Source organism: Terasakiella sp. 4MB5A (genome assembly GCF_050058155.1).
Taxonomy (GTDB): Bacteria; Pseudomonadota; Alphaproteobacteria; order Rhodospirillales; family Terasakiellaceae; genus Terasakiella; species Terasakiella halodenitrificans.
Genome location: NZ_CP188815.1, coordinates 660992 through 680579, shown reverse-complemented (window position 1 = coordinate 680579; position 19588 = coordinate 660992). Strand labels below are relative to the sequence as shown.

Genomic DNA, 19588 nt, shown 5'->3' with positions numbered 1-19588 from the left:
ATTGCCTTGGTGACAGAAAAACAGGATTCAGCCCCGGATAAATCTCCCGAAAATAACGCGACGCTCATCCGGGCGGCTGAATACGTTCGGATGTCCACAGAGCACCAAAAATACTCTACGGAAAACCAAGGTGACACGATTCACCAATATGCCGCCCGCAAGGGCTACCAGATTATCAAAACCTATGCCGACGAAGGACGTAGCGGCCTTAACATAGATGGGCGAGATGGCTTGCAGCGACTCATCAACGATGTAGAAGCGGGACAAGCTGATTTTTCAGTTATTCTGGTTTACGACGTCAGTCGCTGGGGACGTTTCCAGGACTCTGACGAAAGCGCTTTCTACGAGTACCTGTGCAAACGAGCAGGCATCCGCGTCGAATACTGCGCCGAGCAATTTGAGAATGACGGAAGCATCAGCTCCACCATCGTGAAAACGGTGAAAAGAGCTATGGCTGGCGAGTACAGTCGAGAGCTCTCCGTCAAGGTCTTTGCCGGTCAGTGCCGTCTGATCGAACTAGGTTATCGACAAGGTGGCCCCGCCGGTTATGGCCTCCGCCGAATGATGGTTGACGAAACGGGCTCCCCTAAAGGCATTCTAAACCGTGGCGACCGAAAAAGCCTTCAGACAGATCGTGTCATTCTAATCCCCGGCCCTGACGAAGAAGTTGAAACCGTAAGCTGGATGTATCGGGCTTTCGTTGAAGACGGCCAAAATGAGGCCCAGATAGCCGCGCGACTAAATGAACAGGGTATCTTTACGGATCTGAACAGGCCTTGGACCCGAGCCTCCGTTCATCAACTACTGACCAACGAAAAATACATCGGCAACAACCTCTACAACCGATCCTCTTGCAAGCTTAAAAATAAACGTGTCGACAACCCCCCAGAGATGTGGGTTCGAAACGAAGGTGCATTTGAAGGAATTGTCGATCCAGAAATTTTCCAAGCGGCACAAGCAATCATCGAAGAGCGAAACCGCCGCTTTTCTGATGACGAAATGCTTGAACACCTATCAACGCTGCTACAAAAACATGGCGCTCTATCCGGCATCATTATCGACGAAACAGAAGGAATGCCGTCGTCAGGGGCCTATCGACATCGGTTTGGCAGCCTCATCCGCGCCTACCACAAAATTGGCTATAAGCCAGACCGAGACTATCGATATATCGAAATCAATCGCCATCTCCGGGAAATGCACCCGGACATCGTTGCCTCAACCATACAAAACATTGAAGCCCTCGGCTGCACAGTCGAGACAGACCCTGAAACTGGCCTCCTATGGATCAATAGAGAATTCACCGTTTCATTGGTTCTAAGCCGCTGCCAAGAAACAAACGCGGGATCCCTCCGGTGGAATATCCGCTTTGACACCGGGCTTAGACCAGACATCACCATTGCCGTTCGAATGGCCCATGGCAACGAACAGCCGCTTGATTATTACCTTCTGCCTTCAATCGATATGGCTTTGCCAAAACTACGACTTGCAGAGGAGAACGGGCTAAACCTCGACATCTATCGGTTTGACAGCTTGGACTACCTTTATCGCCTCGCTCGCCGTGTCAATTTGAAGGAGGTCGCATAATGCAAAGCCAACCGGTTTCACCCTCTATTCAAATGATCCCGATTGACCAAATAAGGGTGATCAATCCGCGTGTGCGAAATAAGAAAGTCTTCGCAGGTATCGTCGATAATATCGCTTCGATTGGACTGAAAAGGCCTATTACCGTCACCCCATCACGGAATGGGTATGACTTGGTATGCGGACAGGGCCGCGTTGAGGCATACCAGGCACTCGGCGAGACGGAAATTCCTGCAATGGTCATCAAGGCGTCAGAGCAAGACTGCTACCTGATGAGCCTGATTGAAAACATAGCTCGTCGCCAACACACCAATATGGATCTTCTCCATGGGATAAAGGATCTTGAGGAACGTGGCTATAACGCCCGGGAAATCGCCAAGAAAACAGACTTGGACGTGACTTACGTTCGTGGCATCTCTCACCTACTGAAAGAAGGAGAAGAACGGCTCATTGCTGCAGTAGAAAAGAACGTAATCCCGCTTAGCATGGCCGTTGAAATTTCGCGCAGCAGCGAAAACGAATTACAGAAAGGCCTGACCGAAGCATATGAAAGCGGGGCCTTGCGTGGAGATCAGCTCATCAAAGTGCGTCGCATAATCGAGCGCCGTCGCTTCATGGGTAAACGCTATCGCACCCATTCAAGAAGAACAGACAAGCCCTTTTCAACCCGCAAGCTGGTTCAAACCTATCAAGATGAAGTCAACCGCCAGAAACTGTTGATCAAGAAGGCTGACGTTAACGAGCAGCGCCTTTTGTTTCTGATCTCGGCACTACGTCGTCTCTTGGCGGATGAGCATTTTCGAACGCTCCTTCGAGCGGAAGGATACAGCGACATGCCGCAACCTCTTGCAGAGAGGTTGCATCCATGACCACCATCACCAAGGGATTTCTGGATGACACGATCCAGGTCCCTCTTGACCGTATCGCACCAACTAGGCCTCTCTCACAGGGGCTTCACCGGACACGCAAATATCGAACTATCCTGGCTTCTGTTAAAGACGTGGGGATCATTGAACCGTTGGCGGTTTTTCCTGACTCAGGATCCGGAAAGAATAAAAACTATATCCTGCTGGATGGGCACCTCCGCTTAGAAGCCCTGAAGCAGCTTGGAGAAACAGAAGCCATCTGCCTGGTCTCAACGGACGATGAGAGCTTTACATACAATCGGCGTGTGAACCGCCTTAGTGCTGTGCAGGAGCACAATATGATCGTCAAAGCGATTGAACGTGGCGTTTCTCAAGAAAGAATCGCGGAAGCTTTGGACGTGGACGTAAAGCGCATTCGTGAGCGCCAAAACATGCTCCGAAACATTGCGCCAGAGGCCGTCGAACTTCTGAAGGAAAAAATGGTGAGTGTACAGGTGTTCGGCATTCTCCGAAAGATGAAGCCAATGGCCCAGATCGAGGCTTGCGAAATGATGATGTCCGCAAACCGATACACCGTCACTTATGCCAAGGTTCTTTTGGCCGGAATGCCCCCGGACAAGCTCGTGAAACCAGAAAAGAAAAACATGCTCAAAGGCGTTTCGCCTGAGGATATTGCACGGATGGAGCGGGAAATGGAACGCCTGCAACAAGAATACCGAAATGTCGAAGACACGCTTGGAGACACAATGTTTACATTGGTCGTCGCCAAAGGTTACCTATCAAAACTTCTGAAAAATGAAACCATCGCCGACTATCTGGATCGCCATCATGGCTCAATGTTCGGCGAGCTTCGATCAGTAATGGATGCAGTTGGCGCTGACACCCGTGACCTTGAGCGCGAGTGACGCATCCAAGGGGACCCGGACCCGATAAGCGCGGGGACCGTCGGAGACGCCGTCGTGAGGGGCGGATCAAGGACGGAGGTGGGGATGGCGGCGATCCCGCTCTGGGCCCACCAAGACTAGCACCTTATTGCTGGTCGAAAGGTTGATTGATAGGCAATCAGCTTTGCGAGTTAGGGACGTGCCAGTCTGCCGCCAAATTGGCACGTCCCTTTCAGAAAAGAGCAAGGGTAAAAACATCGGACACCAACACCCTTAGTGGTTATCATATTGACACATATATAAATACCATATATCCCTATACGCTACTTTATAGCCGCAACTGGCACGCTATAAAACTGGGGAGAAAAATGTCTGCAGGGGATGACATCCAAGCAAAACTGGCCGAAATCAGCCAAGCACAGCAGGAGCGACTGTTTCATATCGACTTCAAACTCTATTTCCTAGGCTCAGTTAATAGATCTGATTTGGTCGAGCGATTCGGGATCAAGGAAGCCGCAGCCTCACGCGACCTTTCCCAATACAAAGACTTAACCCCTAAAAACATCGAATATGACACAAAAGTAAAAACCTATATCCAGCGTGACGGTTTCAGACCCCTTTTCGAATATTCGGGGAGCCAGACACTTGCAGCCCTTCTTCATGGCTATGGGGATGATTTTGTCAGCCCGGAATGCTCACTGGTTCCCGCCGAAGCTCCAACAGAGCTGAATTTTCCCAATATTGATATTCTGGCTGCCATCACTAGGGCAATCCACAACAAGGTTCCCCTTGAAATCACCTACCTATCCATATCAAGCGGCAATTCAAAACGCGAGATAGTCCCTTTCGCACTGGTCGATAATGGTCTTCGCTGGCATGTGCGTGGGTTTGACCGTGCAAGAGAGCGCTTTTCTGATTTTGTAATTAACAGGATCGCCAGCGTTAAACTTGCAAAGAACGTATTGATATTGCCTCATGAAATAAAAGACGCGGACAAACAGTGGAACCGAATTGTTGAGATGCATATCGTTCCGCATCCTGCCCTTAAACACCCGGAAGCCATTAGCCTTGAATATGGCATGTCTGACAACCTGCTCAATGTAGAGGTTCGAGCCGCCGTTGCTGGCTACCTTCTCCGTAAGTGGAATGTGGACTGCACCGAAGACCATAAACTAGCCGGTCCAGAGTATCATCTGTGGCTGAAGAACACCCCAACCCTTTACGGCGTTGAAAACCTTGCGATTGCACCAGGGTATACCAGCCATCACAACCAACAGTTCCTGACTGACGTCAGCAATGCGTGAATGAGAGAAAAAGATGAAATCAGCAGAACAAAAATTCTTAAAAGAGCTCGACGACAAACTGTGGAAAGCTGCCGATCGTTTGCGCAACAACCTGGATGCCGCCAACTACAAACATGTGGTGCTAGGGCTCATCTTCTTAAAGTATGTATCTGATGCATTCGAAGAACGCCGCAATGAGCTTCGCAAATTATTCACGGAAGATGACAGCGACGACAACATCTACTTCATGCCGCGTGACGATTATGGCAGCGACGAAGAATACGAAGAAGCCGTCAGCGCCGAGTTGGAACTTCACGAGTATTATCAGGAAAAGAATGTTTTTTGGGTGCCCAAACAATCACGCTGGGACTTCCTGAAAACAACGGCTGCCCAGCCCATTGGTTCCGTTATCGGACAAGACGAGAGCGGCAAAGACATCAAGCTAACGTCTATTTCAAAGCTGATCGACAATGCGCTTGAAGCCATTGAGACTTATAAGATTGGCGATAAGCCAGCCAACCCAAAACTAAAAAATGTCCTTCCACGCATTAGTCAATATCAGGTGGATAACCATAACCTTACAGAGCTCATCAACAAATTCTCGGATACCAGCTTCAGCAATCCGGAATTTGAAGGGGAAAAGCTGGACCTGCACAGCAAAGACATTCTCGGTCACGTCTACGAATATTTCCTCGGGCAATTCGCCCTCGCGGAAGGAAAACAGGGTGGGCAGTATTACACACCGAAAAGCGTTGTTACCCTGATTGTAGAAATGCTCGAGCCATATAAAGGCCGCGTCTACGACCCTGCCATGGGTGCGGGGGGCTTCTTCGTCTCGAATGATAAATTCATCGAAGCCCATGCTGCGGAAAAGCATTACAACGCTCAGGAGCAGAAGAAACATATCTCGGTTTACGGTCAGGAAAGCAATCCAACCACCTGGAAATTGGCTGCCATGAACATGGCTATTCGCGGGATCGATTTTAATTTCGGCAAGAAAAACGCTGATAGCTTTTTAGATGATCAGCATCCAGATCTTCGCGCCGACTTTGTGATGGCCAACCCGCCTTTCAACATCAAAGACTGGTGGCATGCCAGCCTTGAAGATGATGTGCGCTGGAAAGGGTATGAAACACCGCCTGCAGGCAATGCAAATTTCGCGTGGATTCTTCATATGCTGCATCATCTGAACAACAATGGCTCTATGGCACTCTTACTCGCAAATGGGTCTATGAGCAGCAACACCAACAACGAAGGCGTTATTCGTAAGGCTCTCATCCAAAACGATCTCGTAGAATGTATGGTTGCTTTGCCAGGCCAACTCTTCACTAACACACAAATTCCAGCCTGTATCTGGTTCCTAACCAAAAACAAAAAGGGCGGCAATGGAAAACGAGATCGCAGCGGCAAAACACTCTTCATCGACGCTCGAAATATCGGCTTCATGAAAGACCGGGTGCTGCGTGATTTTACGAATAAAGACATCGCAAAGATTGCTGGGACCTTCCATGCTTGGAAAACAGGCACTGATTATGCGGATGAAAAAGGCTTTTGTTTCTCTGCCGAATTAGCAGACATGGACAAGCACGACTTTGTGCTTACACCCGGTCGTTACGTCGGTGCCGTTGACGGTGAAGAAGATACAGAACCGTTTACAGAAAAGATGACCCGTCTATCGGCTGAACTTTCATCCCAGTTTGAAACAGCCGAAGCGTTGGAGAATGAGATCAAATCTAACTTGGCGGGGTTGGGTTATGACTGCTGACTTTGATTTCAACACAACGCATGAATTAGGCAATATTATTGACCTAATCAGCGATAAAATTTCCGCCGATGAGGTAGATGAAAATACTTATATTTCCACCGACAATATGATCGTGGATCGTGGAGGAGTCGAAAAGGCGTCTAAATTACCGGCCGCTTCAAAATTTAATCACTTCCAAGTTGGCGACACATTATTTTCAAACATTCGCACATACTTTCGCAAAGTGTGGCATGCAAGCTTTGAAGGCGGCGCTTCACCAGATGTTTTAATTTTTCGATCCAAAGATAAAAAAAATGTATTGCCTACATTTTTATATTACCTGCTGAGCAACAAGCACTTTGTCGATTACACAGATCAGACATCAAAAGGCGCTAAAATGCCACGCGGTGATAAAACTGCAATCACACAATACAGAGCCTATATACCTAGCCCAAATGTTCAAAGAAAAATTGGCGACCACTTAAAGGCGCTCGACGACAAAATCGAAATCAACAACCAGATCAACAGAACGCTGGAGGAAATGGCGCAAGCGATTTTCAAAAGCTGGTTTGTGGATTTTGAGCCAACCAAGGCAAAAATTAAAGTTCTCGAAGCAGGCGGCACAGAAGACGAAGCCGAACGCGCCGCGATGACAGCCATTTCTGGCAAAGACAGCGCCGCATTAGATGCGATGGCAGCTGACCAACCAGAAGCTTATGCTAAGCTCCAAGCTACTGCCGCACTCTTTCCAGCAGCTTTGGCAGACAGTGAACTTGGCCCGATCCCCGAGGGTTGGACAACTGAAGCTGTGATCAATTCTGCTGAATTCATTAACGGTGCCGCATATAAAAATATGCATTTTTCTTCTGATCCTGATGCAAAGCCCGTGATCAAAATTGCGGAACTTAAAAGTGGAATTACCGGAAATACAAAATTTACGAACACAGACCTTGGAGACAAATTCAAACTCGACACCGGAGATATATTATTTTCCTGGTCGGGCAGTCCAGAGACTTCAATTGACACCTTTATTTGGGTTGGCGGTGAAGCTTGGCTGAATCAGCACATTTTCAAAGTGGTCAACTCTGAGCCTGCCCAACGGAACTCCACATTTTGGCTTCTTAAACATCTAAAGCCTGTTTTCATTGCGATAGCGAAAAACAAGCAGACCACTGGCCTAGGTCATGTAACTCGCAAAGATATGGAAAAACTGAAGTATTGTGTTCCTTCTGAAGAGATCCAAGCTCTATTCTGCAGCGTGACCGCTCCATACCTTGACAACATTGAAAGCAATTTGGTCGAGCAGGAAACGCTAAAATCGCTCCGGGACACGCTTTTACCCAAGCTCCTGTCGGGAGAAATCGATTTGGAGGGGCTTGCTGATGACTAGACGGAAACCCTTCCTGAAATCTCCTAAGTGGCCCGATTTCGTCATCCACGGCGATAAAGTGGATGGCAACATCCCTGTGGCCCGTTTGAAGAATTGGGAAGAATTTCTGCAACTTACAAACGCAGGAAAGATTGCGTCCTCATCATGCGAAATGCTGTTTCGCGGACAAAGGAATGCATCTTGGGGCTTAACACCTAGTATCGCCCGCATGACAGAAGCGGGGACCTACCAAGAAGACTGGGCCGAACGCCATTTAGAGAATTTCAAATACTCTATTCGCGGCAGAACTAAAATTCCCGTCTCTCAGATGGGTAGTGCCGATGACATATGGGCCCTGGGTCAACATTATGGCCTGTGGACACCCCTTCTCGATTGGTCTCACTCCCCGTTTGTCGCCATGTTTTTCGCCATGCACGAGGAAGATCCAAAGCATGAGAAGCCAAAGAACTATAGCCGTGCCATATTCGGCTTGAACAAAAGCAACCTTGAAACGTTTTTTCCTCATGACCTCTTTGTTAATCCACTGAGCAGCGATCATGACCGTTTAATCAGTCAAGATGGCTTATTCACCCTGTCCCCCAGCGGTGAAACAAGCCTCGAAACCACAATCATTAACACTCTGGCTGAAAACGAAGTCGATGTGGACGACCCTCTCGTCCTTAAAGATTACATTTTCAAACTTCATATCCCAATTGAAACGAAAGATGAGCGTCAAGATTGTTTAATGGCGCTACGCAGAATGAACCTGCATTTTGCAAATTTATATCCCGACCTGACCGGTTCTTCCCTTCATTGCAACGAATTGATTTCGAACGAGGTCCGCACTGAGCAGGCAGAATTAAGAGGTGAACAATGAATGAAGAACAACTAGAAAACCTCTGCCTTGATTGGTTCAAGGAAACTGGCTGGGAAGTCGTTCACGGCCCTGACATCGCGCCTGATGGAGCCAATCCGGCACGCGGCAATTATTCTGATGTTCTGCTGACGGACCAGCTCACCGCTGTTTTCCCGGCAATTAACAAACATATCCCGAGCGAAGCCATCTCTATCTGCTTAGAGCAGGTACTTGCGAAGCTTCGCCACGCAGAAAGCCTTGATCTCATTACAAATAACCGAGCCTTCCACCGCCTTCTGCTAAGCGGCATTCCGGTTGATTTTAAAGACGGGGACAAACCCGTCCACGACCATGCGTTTCTCATTGATTTTGAAAATATCGCTGCAAATCGTTTTCAAGCCATCAACCAATTTACCGTAAGCGGCACCAAACAGCCGCGCAGGCCGGATATTGTTTGCTTTATTAATGGCCTGCCCATCGCCGTTTTGGAATTAAAAAGCCCCTCAGACGAAAACGCCGATATCTGGGATGCCTTCAATCAGATACAGACCTACAAAGAAGAAATCTCTGACCTCTTTATCTTTAATGAAGCTTTGATCATCAGCGACGGCTACACAGCTCGTGTAGGCTCCCTGACAGCCAACCAAGAACGCTTCATGCCGTGGCGCACGATTAAAGATGAAGACGACAAGCCCTTACTGGAATGGCAATTGGAAACAATGGTAAGGGGCTTCTTCGATCGTGAATTGTTTCTAGACTATGTCCGTTTCTTCATTCTATTTGAGACAGACGGCGAGAAAATCATAAAGAAAATAGCTGGTTACCACCAATTCCATGCCGTGCGCGAAGCTGTCGCCGCAACCATTGAAGCATCTCATGAAGGGGGAAATAAAAAGGCTGGTGTTGTTTGGCACACGCAAGGGTCTGGCAAAAGCATTTCCATGTGTTGTTACGCAGGGAAACTCCTACAGCAACCTGCGATGAACAACCCAACGCTTATCATTGTGACCGACCGAAACGACCTGGACGGCCAGCTTTTTGCGACCTTCAGCAACGCCCAAGAGCTTTTGAAGCAAACACCGGTTCAGGCTGACGATCGGGATACACTGCGTGACCTACTAAGTGAACGAAGCTCCGGTGGCATTATCTTTACAACAGTTCAGAAATTTGCGGTTCTGGATGACGAGAACACTCACCCCATTCTAAATGACCGCCACAACATTGTGGTAATATCGGATGAAGCCCACCGAAGCCAATATGGCCTTAAAGCTGTCCTCACCAAAGATGGAAGCTATAAATTCGGATATGCCAAGCATATGCGTGATGCCATACCAAATGCATCATTCATTGGCTTTACCGGCACCCCCATTTCGCAAGAAGACAAAGACACCCGATCCGTCTTTGGTGACTACGTCTCCATCTACGACATTCAAGATGCCGTTGACGACGGTGCGACAGTGCCAATTTACTATGAGTCTCGACTGGCAAAACTTGACCTTAACCGAGATGATATAGCGGCACTGTCCGATCAGGTCGACGAAGTAATTGAAGATGACGAAGATGTCGGGAACAGGGAAAAAACCAAAGGTGAATGGAGCCGCCTTGAAAAGCTGGTAGGCTCAACCCCTCGCCTCAAAGAAATTGCCACCGATATTGTGCAGCATTTTGAATCTCGTAATGCCACTATGGACGGTAAGGCAATGATTGTCGCCATGAGCCGTGACATCTGTGCTCATCTTTATAATGAAATTATTGACCTTCGCCCAGATTGGCATGATGACGATCCAGAAAAGGGCGCGATAAAAATCGTGATGACCGGATCGGCATCGGACAAGGCACTACTGCAGCCACACATCTACAACAAGAAAACCAAGAAACGCCTTGAGAGACGTTTCAAGGACCTAGACGATCCGCTCAAAATCGTGATCGTCCGCGATATGTGGCTAACTGGTTTTGATGCCCCATGCTGCCATACAATGTATGTCGACAAGCCCATGAAGGGGCATAACTTGATGCAGGCGATCGCTCGGGTGAACCGTGTCTTCAAGAATAAACCGGGCGGCCTTGTCGTCGACTATATCGGCATTGCCAACGAACTCAAGCAGGCTCTAAAAACCTACACCGATGCCAAGGGAAAAGGTCAACCGACCCTAAACGCGGCGGAAGCCTTCGCCATATTATTGGAAAAGCTGGATGCTATCAGAGGGATGTTTGCCAAAACACCTCAGGCTCCCGGTCTTGATTTGTCTGCTTTTGAAACGGATGCGCATAAACTTCTGGTGCCTGCCGCGAACTACCTTCTTGGGATAGAGGACGGCAAAAAGCGCTTCCTAGATTTAGTACTAGCAACAAACAAGGCTTACTCACTCAGCAGCACACTGGATGAAGCAAAAGATCTCAGAAAAGAAATCGCTTTTTATAGCGCCATCAAAGCTGCAATCAGCAAATTCACAACGGTTGACAAGAAGCGCACTGAAGAAGAGAAGAATTCTGCATTAAAGCAAATTCTGGATAATGCTGTTGTTGCTGAGGGCGTAGCTGACGTTTTTGCACTCTGCGGTCTAGACAAACCGAATATCGGCCTTTTGTCTGAAGAGTTTCTGGAAGACGTGCGGCAGATGCCCCACAAAAACCTTGCCGTCGAACTATTGGAGAAACTTCTCAAAGACGACATCAAGGCAAAAACCAGAAACAATGTCGTGCAAGAAAAGAAGTTTGCCGACCGCCTGCAAGAAACTCTTCGAAAATATCACAACCGTGCCATTGAGACGGCGCAAGTGATCGAAGAACTTATTCAAATGGCGAAAGAGTTTCAGGAGGAGATGGCTCGAGAAGCAGAACTCGGCCTTAATCCTGATGAAGTCGCATTCTACGATGCCTTAGCCAACAATGAGAGTGCAGTACGCGAGCTCGGTGATGAAATCCTTAAAAAAATCGCCGTTGAAATCACTGAGAAACTCAGGAAATCAACAACCGTAGACTGGCAGGTTCGTGACAGTGTCCGGGCAAAGCTCAAGATACTTGTCCGACGGACTCTTCAGAGGTGGAAGTACCCGCCTGACAAAGCAGCCGAAGCTGTTGAGCTGGTCTTAAAGCAAGCCGAAACGCTCTCCAACTCCTGGACCCGATAGCCCAAATTCTTGAATGTATGCTGACACTGGAAATCCGTCATGAAGACCGAAGATATAAGAAAAATCATTTTAGAACAGGCAGCTTCACAAAAGGTGGAGCTAGAGGCATCCCATTTGGCCACGGTCACAAACGATGTTGCTCAAGTCGTTGACAAGATCCAGTCGTACACTGATTGGCATTTAAAAAGTGACATCCAAGCTGAGCTCAAGCTTAAAATCAGAGCAATTATGGACAAAAGCGAATTGCCACTAGCAGGGGTTATTACAGATGCAATCCTTGCCAAAGCAAAAATGGCAAGCACAAACCCAAAATCATATTGGTTCGTGGGAGCTTCGTGGGGCAAGGCAGCCGAAGATCAAACAGACAGCTTCATAGAGGAAGGGATCTGGCAAAACGGTTATGACAATAAATATCTTGATGTGGTGCGCTCAATGAAAACTGGCGACCTCATTGCTATTAAATCGTCGTACACACGCAAGCACAACCTGCCATTCGATAATGGAGGCCAATCCGTTTCTGCAATGGGTATCAAAGTCATCGGTGTCATCACCAAAAACCATGGTGATGGCCAAACCGTTGATGTGGACTGGTCGCCTAAATATGAAACACCACGGGAATGGTATTTTTATACAAACAGAAGCACGATTTGGCGTTTAACCCCTGATCGGTGGGAGGCAAAAGGCCTCATTGATTTTACGTTCAATGATATACCTCAGGAATTAGACCGCTTTAGAAATGCACCATTCTGGCAAGAAAGATTTGGTGATACGCCAGTAGAAACAAAACGTTTCCACTGGACCAAGTTTTATGAAGCGATCGGTCAAGCGCTTTTAAAACACAAAGACGACCGAAGAGGCCTTATTAAATTCATCAACGAATTGGCCGAAAAACTAGACCTGTCCTACATCAAGGATAAAGGTCAAACAGACATTTGTCCCTTTACCACCATGGGAACATTCAACAGGGGAATTACTGATGAAAATAGAAAAGCCATCGCAAAAGAACTAGCTGACTTTTTGGACGTTAAAGAACCAGTTCCGGACTCATTTGAAGGGATACCAATCCTGAACAATCAAAAGTCCTGGTTTTTCGGTTTTGAAGACAGGAGAGAAGACGGCGACATCGAGAGGCTTTGGGACTTTTTTGAAAAAGCCCTAAATTTCGCGGATAAAGATGACGCTGATGCCAGAGATGAATTCCTTTCGGGCTATGGCATTGTTTCTCAACAATACGGCGTTGGCTGGAATTTATCGATGGGCCTTTATTGGGTACGCCCATGGAATTTCCCCACGCTTGATGGTCAATCACAGCTATATATTGAGAAAAAGCTCGGAATCGAAATTGGTAAAAACGGCCCGAAGCGTAGGTGCTCAGGAAAAGACTACTTGGCAATTCTAGACGAACTTGAGCTGCGCTTTCTGGAAGATGCGTATCCTGTTCACTCGTTTCCAGAACTCTCTCTCGCTGCATGGCTATACAAAGACACAGGCACTTCCGCGCACCCCAATGCAACTGACCCTGACTTGGAACATGAAACAGAGGATGAATCAGAGCCAGCGGTCGCTCCTATCGAGCCCTATACATTGGATGACATTATCAAAGATGGCTGCTTTCTAGAAAAAGATAACTTAGCCGCAATTTTGGAACGCTTAAGAAACAAGAAAAATTTGATTCTACAAGGCCCTCCGGGAACGGGAAAAACCTGGCTGGCCAAAAAGTTAGCCTTCGCCCTTATCGGTCACAAAAGCGATAACAAAATTCGTGCAGTTCAATTTCACCCCAACCTTTCTTACGAAGATTTTGTTCGTGGCTGGAGGCCCGCTGGGGAAGGGAAATTAGACCTTGTGGATGGCCCGTTTTTAGAGACGATCAATCAGGCTAAAAAGGATGCAGGCAATAAGCATGTTGTCGTCATTGAAGAAATCAACAGGGGTAACCCTGCACAAATTTTTGGTGAAATGCTAACCCTTCTTGAAGCTGACAAAAGAACACCGGCAGAAGCTCTTGAGCTAAGTTATCGTCGAAGTGATTCCGAACGTGTTTTCGTTCCTGATAACCTCTATGTCATCGGCACAATGAATGTGGCAGACAGGTCCCTCGCTCTAGTCGATTTGGCTCTTCGTAGGCGTTTTGCTTTTATCGATCTTAAGCCCACGTTTGGTGATCCCTGGAAAAAATGGGTTCACGAAAAATCAGGAATAGATATGGAGGTGCTTCAGAACATCGAAGAGCGCCTTATCTCTTTAAATGCCGAAATTGAGAATGATCGAAATCTGGGGGCGCAATTTAAAATAGGTCATAGCTATGTGACTCCTGCCTTCAATGCAAAAATTACAGACGCTTTAGACTGGTATCGAAATGTTGTCCAAACGGAAATTGGCCCACTTCTGGACGAGTATTGGTTTGACGATCTTGATCGCTCTCAGAGTGCTAAGAGCAAGTTACTGGCAGGACTGTGATGGATACAGCTTCACTAGATGCGCCAGATACAAATCCTACAGCTCTAAGCCAGCAACTTTTGGGCGGAATACCGGTAAGAAATATCTGGCTTTTAGTTCTGTATGCATCTGACATGTTTCGACATCTCGGTTCTGACAAATCTAGATTGACTGAGAACCCCGAGGATATTGCTGATTTGGTAGCAGAAGTATTGTGCTACCAAGTGGAACGTCGCCTCATCCGAAATCTTAGCTTTGGCTATACCCAAGAGACCGCAATTCTTGGACAAGTACGAGGGCGAATTAATTCGCTTTACACAGAAAGTCATCGGCTTCTCGAAAAAGGCAAAGTTTCTTGCACGTTTGAAAGACTTACCACTAACACCCCCAGAAACCGTTATGTTCGAGCAGCTTTAGAACAACTAGCAAAAATTACCTCTCAAAAACAATTGTCGAAGCACTGCCGATCATTAGCTTTCAGCATGGATCGTTTGGGCGTAACTCAAGGGAAACCGACTGGATACTCAAGCAAGAGCGAACGGTTGGGACGAAGCGATTTTGAGGACCAAAAAATGCTAAGCGCAGCTGACTTAGCCTTTGACCTAATGCTTCCAACACAGATGTCTGGAGATCGCCATATTTTAAGGCCCGAAACCGATATACGTTGGTTACGTAAATTATTCGAAAAGGCTATCGCTGGGTTTTATGCAATCAGACTCAATCGCTCAAAATTTCGAGTGTCATCCGGCGAACAGCTCCTCTGGCAAATTGACAAAAGAACTAACGGGATTGACGCTATATTGCCGATCATGAAAACCGACATTTCGATCGAAAACAAGGAAACTGGCGAAAGACTCGTAATTGACACTAAATTTAACTCAATCACGACAAAGGGCTGGTTTCGTGAGGAAACTCTAAGAAGCGGATACCTATACCAAATCTATACATATCTTCGGAGCCAGGAATTTCCAGGTAAGAAAAATTCTTTCACCACTTCCGGCATGCTTCTACATCCGACCATCGACAAAACTGTATCTGAACAGGTGTCAATTCAAGGGCACCCTATCCATTTCTGCACAGTGAATTTAGATGAAACGGCGACTAACATCGGGGATCAGCTTTTGAACCTGCTTCCTCTTGAATTTGGAGGACAAAATCATGGTCACATTTGACCAGCTTATGCTGCCATTGATGAAAGCACTCGTTAACCTTGGAGGGTCTGGCAGTATTGATGAAATCTATGAAGCCGTTATAGAGCTTGAAAAATTTGATGATGAGACTCTTGCTGTTCTTCATAACCCAGAAAAAAGCAGCCAAACAGAAATCGGCTATCGTTTAGCGTGGGCGCGAACCTATCTCAAGAAGGCAGGCTACCTTGAGAATTCATCAAGAGGTGTCTGGGCTTTAACTGAAAAAGCTAAAAAATCAGAAACTATCGACAGCAAGGAAATCGTGACCTATGTCAGGTGCCTAGACAAGGGATCTGCCTCCAATGAACCAGAAAACACTCCTGAAGACTCTTCGGAGCAACCAGATGAAGCCCTTGCATGGCGTGAGAAATTACATCAGGTCCTAATCAATGAAATCAGCCCAGACTCGTTTGAGCGTCTGACGCAGCGTTTACTCCGTGAATCAGGTTTTATTCATGTGGAGGTAACAGGTCGCACAGGAGATGGCGGAATTGATGGGAAAGGAATTGCTCGCATCAATGGCTTGATGAGTTTTCACATCGCTTTCCAGTGCAAAAAATATAAGGGCTCGGTCGGAGCCCCAGAAATACGAGATTTCAGAGGAGCTACTGTCGGCAGAGCAGATCGGGGGCTCTTCATTACAACAGGAAGTTTCACAAAGGCAGCTATCGACGAAGCCACGAGAGATGGAGCAGCACCAATCGATCTCGTTGATGGAGACCAATTAGCGGACAAACTAAAAGAACTCGCTCTTGGCATAAAAACAGAACTTGTCGAGAAAGTATCTGTCGACCCTGACTGGTTTATCAATCTTTGATTTTTATTTTGCTCGCCCCCCAAACTTCTCAACTGTCCGCATGGCACCCAAGCCAAGCAGGGAAAATAGCACAGTGACCAGCGTCTCCGTCCCAGTGAGCTCCGGCAACTCGGATACATGGGGGAAGAAATTCACTGTCACCCAAGTCAGCAGGTCAAACAGGATAAAGTGCCACAAAAGCGCTAAGCCACAGACCCAGCCGATGAATGGCCGCCATCCAGCGACGAAGATGGAACGGTGCCCTGCCTCAACCTTGTTGAGCTCAATCTGGGCCAGACTGGGTTTCATCATCAGCTTGGCCTTGATGATCTCGGCGGCCTGTTTTTCTTCATCAGTTTCAACAAAGCGGTCGATAATATTGGCAACGCCCTCTGCGGCAGTGACAAGGCCTCCGCCGATCAATTTATCCAGCATGGCTCAACCCTCCACGATCTCAAAGTGAACGAGGTCATCGAAGCTGTTATCTCGGACCTCGGTGTCCCGGTCCCAGTCGCCGCCCCAGCGCAGAGTCACGCCCATGGATTTGGCGGTGGCTAGTACATAACCTGCGAACAACGTCTGTCGTTCCCGATCGTCCCATTTGATGGGATAAGGCGTCACATCAACGGCTAAAGACGGAACAGTATTGTGTTTCCCGCCCGGCCATCGAATTTGACTTTTTCCTTCAGCAACCATCTGGTTTTGGCGGTCTTTGTCTCGATGCCCTTCGAGGATTGTGCAGTCAAATTCCCGCACCACCTCACGAAAAACCCGCTGCAAGAGCGGGTGGCAGGTAGAAAGCTTGGCAATGGATTTTTCAGAGAACGCAGGCATCAGTGACCTCCCCCAAACAGTTTAAGTTTTATGGCCACCCCCGCCATCAGGGCGATCAACACCCCTGTGGTGACGAGACGGACAATGGTCGACCAGGCGGTATGCTTGGCCACACGCAAAGCGCCGAGTAGAGAGCGAAGATCACGGATATCGCCAGCCGCTTCTTCATCGACCAGACCAACATCCGCCAGTGCCCGCTTTGCACCACGTTCAGCGGCCAACTCAAGCAGTTGCTCAAATTCTTCCTCAGGCATGACGACATGCCCGTCCTTCGTTGAAGGACAATTCATCGGCTTTCTCCTCGTATTAAATTTCAGGCGGCTAGATCGGCCTCGTGTACACGAACATCCTCGCCGACTGCCGTGATCTCGACCTGCTCGCCACGGGGCCTGACAGCAATCACACGCGCCTTAGCACTCCAAGCTTCTCCGGGACCGAAGGCAAAGTGGCTGCGCTCTTCTGCCGTGCCGGTGTAAGGCACAAAATCCAGCGCATCCAAGATCCTCAGTGATCTCATATCATCACCATTGGCTTGAACCTTAAACGGCCCAGCCGGGCTGCCATCGCGACGGCGCAAGGCAATGTAGTGATCATCTCCATTCGACCATTCCAGCGGCTCTGAGACTTCCAGAATTGAAGTTTCCGGATCCCATGAAACCACTTCACCGCCTTGCCCCCATCGCGGCATATCGTGCGTGACAGCTACCAAATCCCCATAGGTCGGTATTAGGCCATCCAGTTCGGTCTGCCAGGAAACCAACTTTCGGCGATAGCGATTGTCCGCTGCCATATAGAGCCCTTCGCGCTTGGCTTGCGGTTCATTGGTGCAACCAAAAAGCATCACTTTTGCTGGTTTTTCTGCTGCACTATCCGGAAGACTGGATGTGACCTCGTCTGGATTCCATGTCCGGGAATTGAAAAACTCCACGGTTACGGCATCCGCCGTATCATCACCCGGCATGATGTATTGAATCTTGAATGAGCCTTTGACGATATTGCGGGGGCTGAACATGGCCACGGGCAAAGTCTGCTGCGCATCCCGAAATAGCCGCACCACACCACCCTGCAATACGGGAACGGCCCGTCCACATCGCGCAATACGGATCAGGGCTTCCCAGACCGTCATGGTGCTGTCGAAAACCCCATCGAAGGTATCGCCCCTTTCCGTCCAGGCTTGATCCAAAGCGGTCAATGCCTGAAGGTCCATTCGTGTCTCGGCCAACCCAGCGCCGTAAGACGCTCGACAGGCATCAGCGAAGGACCAGGCAATGGAGCGTGTCGGTTCAGGCGATGACCACCCGGTTTCAGGGGTCCAAATCGAGAGCTTCCGAGTAACCACGCAGTTAATCATGCGAGACGATCGCTGCGACAGGTTATCGGTCGCCCGCATTTTGACGGCCAACAGCGTTACATTGCCGAAATCCGGGGTGCCTTCCAGATACGAGCGGACAGCCCCCCAGCGCAATTCATGTCCAGCACGCGACGAGGTATCAATCGTATCAAGGCGAATCATCCGCACTTCATAGCGCCCGGACGAAACGACGTATTTATAGCTTAGCCTGAGGACGGAATTGGTTGAGGCTGTATAGCTCTCTGTACCCAGGGATGCCCAACCACCTGTCGGCAGTCCTTCATCATCAATGGTCCGGGCCTGAACCTCCCACTGGGCGCTGCGGGTATCCAGCCCACCACTGTCATTGGCGTAATAGAGCCCCCGGGCGAACACCACATCAATGCCGATGTGACCGGCTTTGGTCTCAGCGGGATTGGCTGTAAACGGACCAACCCAGTCCCCGCCATCACCGGTACTGCGCAGTTCCTGTCCGGCGACCTCAGGCGCGGTGACCACATCGGTTTCAAACAATGTGACACTGCCGCCCGGCCCAACGATCTCGGTCTCCACCTCTTCGAAAGACGCAATGGGTGTGTCTTCAATGCGAACCTGTTCAAGATCAAACTCACCCTGCCCGATCACATGGAGCTGAAACAGGTACTGCTCATTGTTCACGAATTCCTGATAGGGTTGGGTCGCTAGATCGGGATAGATCAGGTGACGGCCATAGAGGACGGGGATCGGCTGGCCGAGACGGGCCTCGTTGCCCTGCGCTGACAAGGAGTAAGTCGGGCTGGGTGCTGGTGGCGCACCAACGGATCCAAAACTCAACGACGGCACGGATGGCTTGGGCGCAGGCACAACGGCATTCATCAACGCCATGCCTGCCAGCGAGATAATCGCCCCGCCGATAGCTTGCTGAAGAACGCCTGCGCCAATACCAAGGGCAGCCCCAGCATTGGCCGAAATCCCCATGGCCGCCCCCAAAGGCCCGCCAAGCGCAAAAGAGGCCACCATCACCGCAATGGATAGGACTGTGCGCAGAGGGTTCTTCCCCCCACCACCTCCACCTCCGCCCCCTTGGGGCAAGGTCACGAAAGCCACCACGTCGTTGTCATTGATGAACGTGGTTCCCCAATCTGCCCGCAAAACAGCCTGGCCGTTAAAGAGGCAGATCGTCGGTCGATCAAACCAGTCGGTTTTTGTCCCTGTCCGGGCTGCACCCGTCTGCGCCTCTTGGACGCCCTGACCATCAAGCCACTGGGTTATGGTGACTGGGCTT

General features: G+C 48.9%; 15 protein-coding genes. 11 read left to right on the top strand and 4 right to left on the bottom strand.

The window, feature by feature from the left end; all coding sequences use genetic code 11:
* Positions 1–9: 9 nt before the first annotated feature.
* From ACI0FF_RS03315 to ACI0FF_RS03265, 11 genes are all read left to right on the top strand, one after another.
* Positions 10–1584 carry a recombinase family protein gene (locus ACI0FF_RS03315; RefSeq protein ID WP_419798717.1) on the top strand — a complete coding sequence of 525 codons (1575 nt, stop codon included), beginning with the start codon at positions 10–12 and terminating at the stop codon, positions 1582–1584.
* Positions 1584–2450: a plasmid partitioning protein RepB C-terminal domain-containing protein gene (locus ACI0FF_RS03310; RefSeq protein ID WP_419798716.1), complete on the top strand. Its 867-nt coding sequence runs from the start codon at positions 1584–1586 to the stop codon at positions 2448–2450. The genes ACI0FF_RS03315 and ACI0FF_RS03310 overlap by 1 nt, the downstream gene beginning before the upstream one ends.
* Positions 2447–3352, top strand: coding sequence for a plasmid partitioning protein RepB C-terminal domain-containing protein (locus ACI0FF_RS03305; RefSeq protein ID WP_419798715.1), 906 nt, complete (start codon positions 2447–2449; stop codon positions 3350–3352). The genes ACI0FF_RS03310 and ACI0FF_RS03305 overlap by 4 nt, the downstream gene beginning before the upstream one ends.
* 347 nt (positions 3353–3699) lie before the next feature.
* Positions 3700–4635, top strand: coding sequence for a WYL domain-containing protein (locus ACI0FF_RS03300; protein WP_419798714.1), 936 nt, complete (start codon positions 3700–3702; stop codon positions 4633–4635).
* Between the two features lie 13 nt (positions 4636–4648).
* The gene (locus ACI0FF_RS03295; protein WP_419798713.1) at positions 4649–6379 is read left to right on the top strand and encodes a type I restriction-modification system subunit M; all 1731 of its coding nucleotides are present in this window, start codon (positions 4649–4651) and stop codon (positions 6377–6379) included.
* Complete coding sequence (locus tag ACI0FF_RS03290) at positions 6369–7748, top strand: restriction endonuclease subunit S (protein ID WP_419798712.1); 1380 nt, start codon at positions 6369–6371, stop codon at positions 7746–7748. Before ACI0FF_RS03295 ends, ACI0FF_RS03290 begins: the two co-directional genes overlap by 11 nt.
* Positions 7741–8604, top strand: a complete 864-nt coding sequence (locus ACI0FF_RS03285) for an FRG domain-containing protein (protein WP_419798711.1) — start codon at positions 7741–7743, stop codon at positions 8602–8604. Before ACI0FF_RS03290 ends, ACI0FF_RS03285 begins: the two co-directional genes overlap by 8 nt.
* Positions 8601–11714: a type I restriction endonuclease subunit R gene (locus ACI0FF_RS03280; protein ID WP_419798710.1), complete on the top strand. Its 3114-nt coding sequence runs from the start codon at positions 8601–8603 to the stop codon at positions 11712–11714. The genes ACI0FF_RS03285 and ACI0FF_RS03280 overlap by 4 nt, the downstream gene beginning before the upstream one ends.
* 39 nt (positions 11715–11753) lie before the next feature.
* A complete protein-coding gene (locus tag ACI0FF_RS03275) occupies positions 11754–14174 on the top strand; it encodes an McrB family protein (protein WP_419798709.1) in 2421 nt (806 codons plus the stop codon).
* On the top strand, positions 14174–15325 hold the full coding sequence (gene mcrC / locus ACI0FF_RS03270) for a 5-methylcytosine-specific restriction endonuclease system specificity protein McrC (RefSeq protein WP_419798708.1): 1152 nt from the start codon (positions 14174–14176) through the stop codon (positions 15323–15325). The genes ACI0FF_RS03275 and mcrC overlap by 1 nt, the downstream gene beginning before the upstream one ends.
* Entirely contained in the window at positions 15312–16160 is an 849-nt protein-coding gene (locus ACI0FF_RS03265; protein ID WP_419798707.1) for a restriction endonuclease, read from the top strand. The genes mcrC and ACI0FF_RS03265 overlap by 14 nt, the downstream gene beginning before the upstream one ends.
* Positions 16161–16163: 3 nt before the next feature.
* Here ACI0FF_RS03265 and ACI0FF_RS03260 read toward each other — a convergent pair whose 3' ends face one another.
* Genes ACI0FF_RS03260 through ACI0FF_RS03245 form a run of 4 tightly spaced genes read right to left on the bottom strand, consistent with a single transcriptional unit; the run spans position 16164 to position 19410 of the window.
* Positions 16164–16574: a 3TM-type holin gene (locus tag ACI0FF_RS03260; protein ID WP_419798706.1), complete on the bottom strand. Its 411-nt coding sequence runs from the start codon at positions 16572–16574 to the stop codon at positions 16164–16166.
* A 3-nt stretch (positions 16575–16577) separates the two neighbouring features.
* Positions 16578–16973 (bottom strand): hypothetical protein, encoded by a 396-nt coding sequence (locus ACI0FF_RS03255; RefSeq protein WP_419798705.1) that lies wholly within the window; start codon positions 16971–16973, stop codon positions 16578–16580.
* Positions 16973–17263 carry a DUF6127 family protein gene (locus tag ACI0FF_RS03250; RefSeq protein WP_419798704.1) on the bottom strand — a complete coding sequence of 97 codons (291 nt, stop codon included), beginning with the start codon at positions 17261–17263 and terminating at the stop codon, positions 16973–16975. Before ACI0FF_RS03250 ends, ACI0FF_RS03255 begins: the two co-directional genes overlap by 1 nt.
* A gap of 23 nt (positions 17264–17286) precedes the next feature.
* Complete coding sequence (locus ACI0FF_RS03245) at positions 17287–19410, bottom strand: host specificity factor TipJ family phage tail protein (RefSeq protein WP_419798703.1); 2124 nt, start codon at positions 19408–19410, stop codon at positions 17287–17289.
* Positions 19411–19588 lie beyond the last annotated feature (178 nt).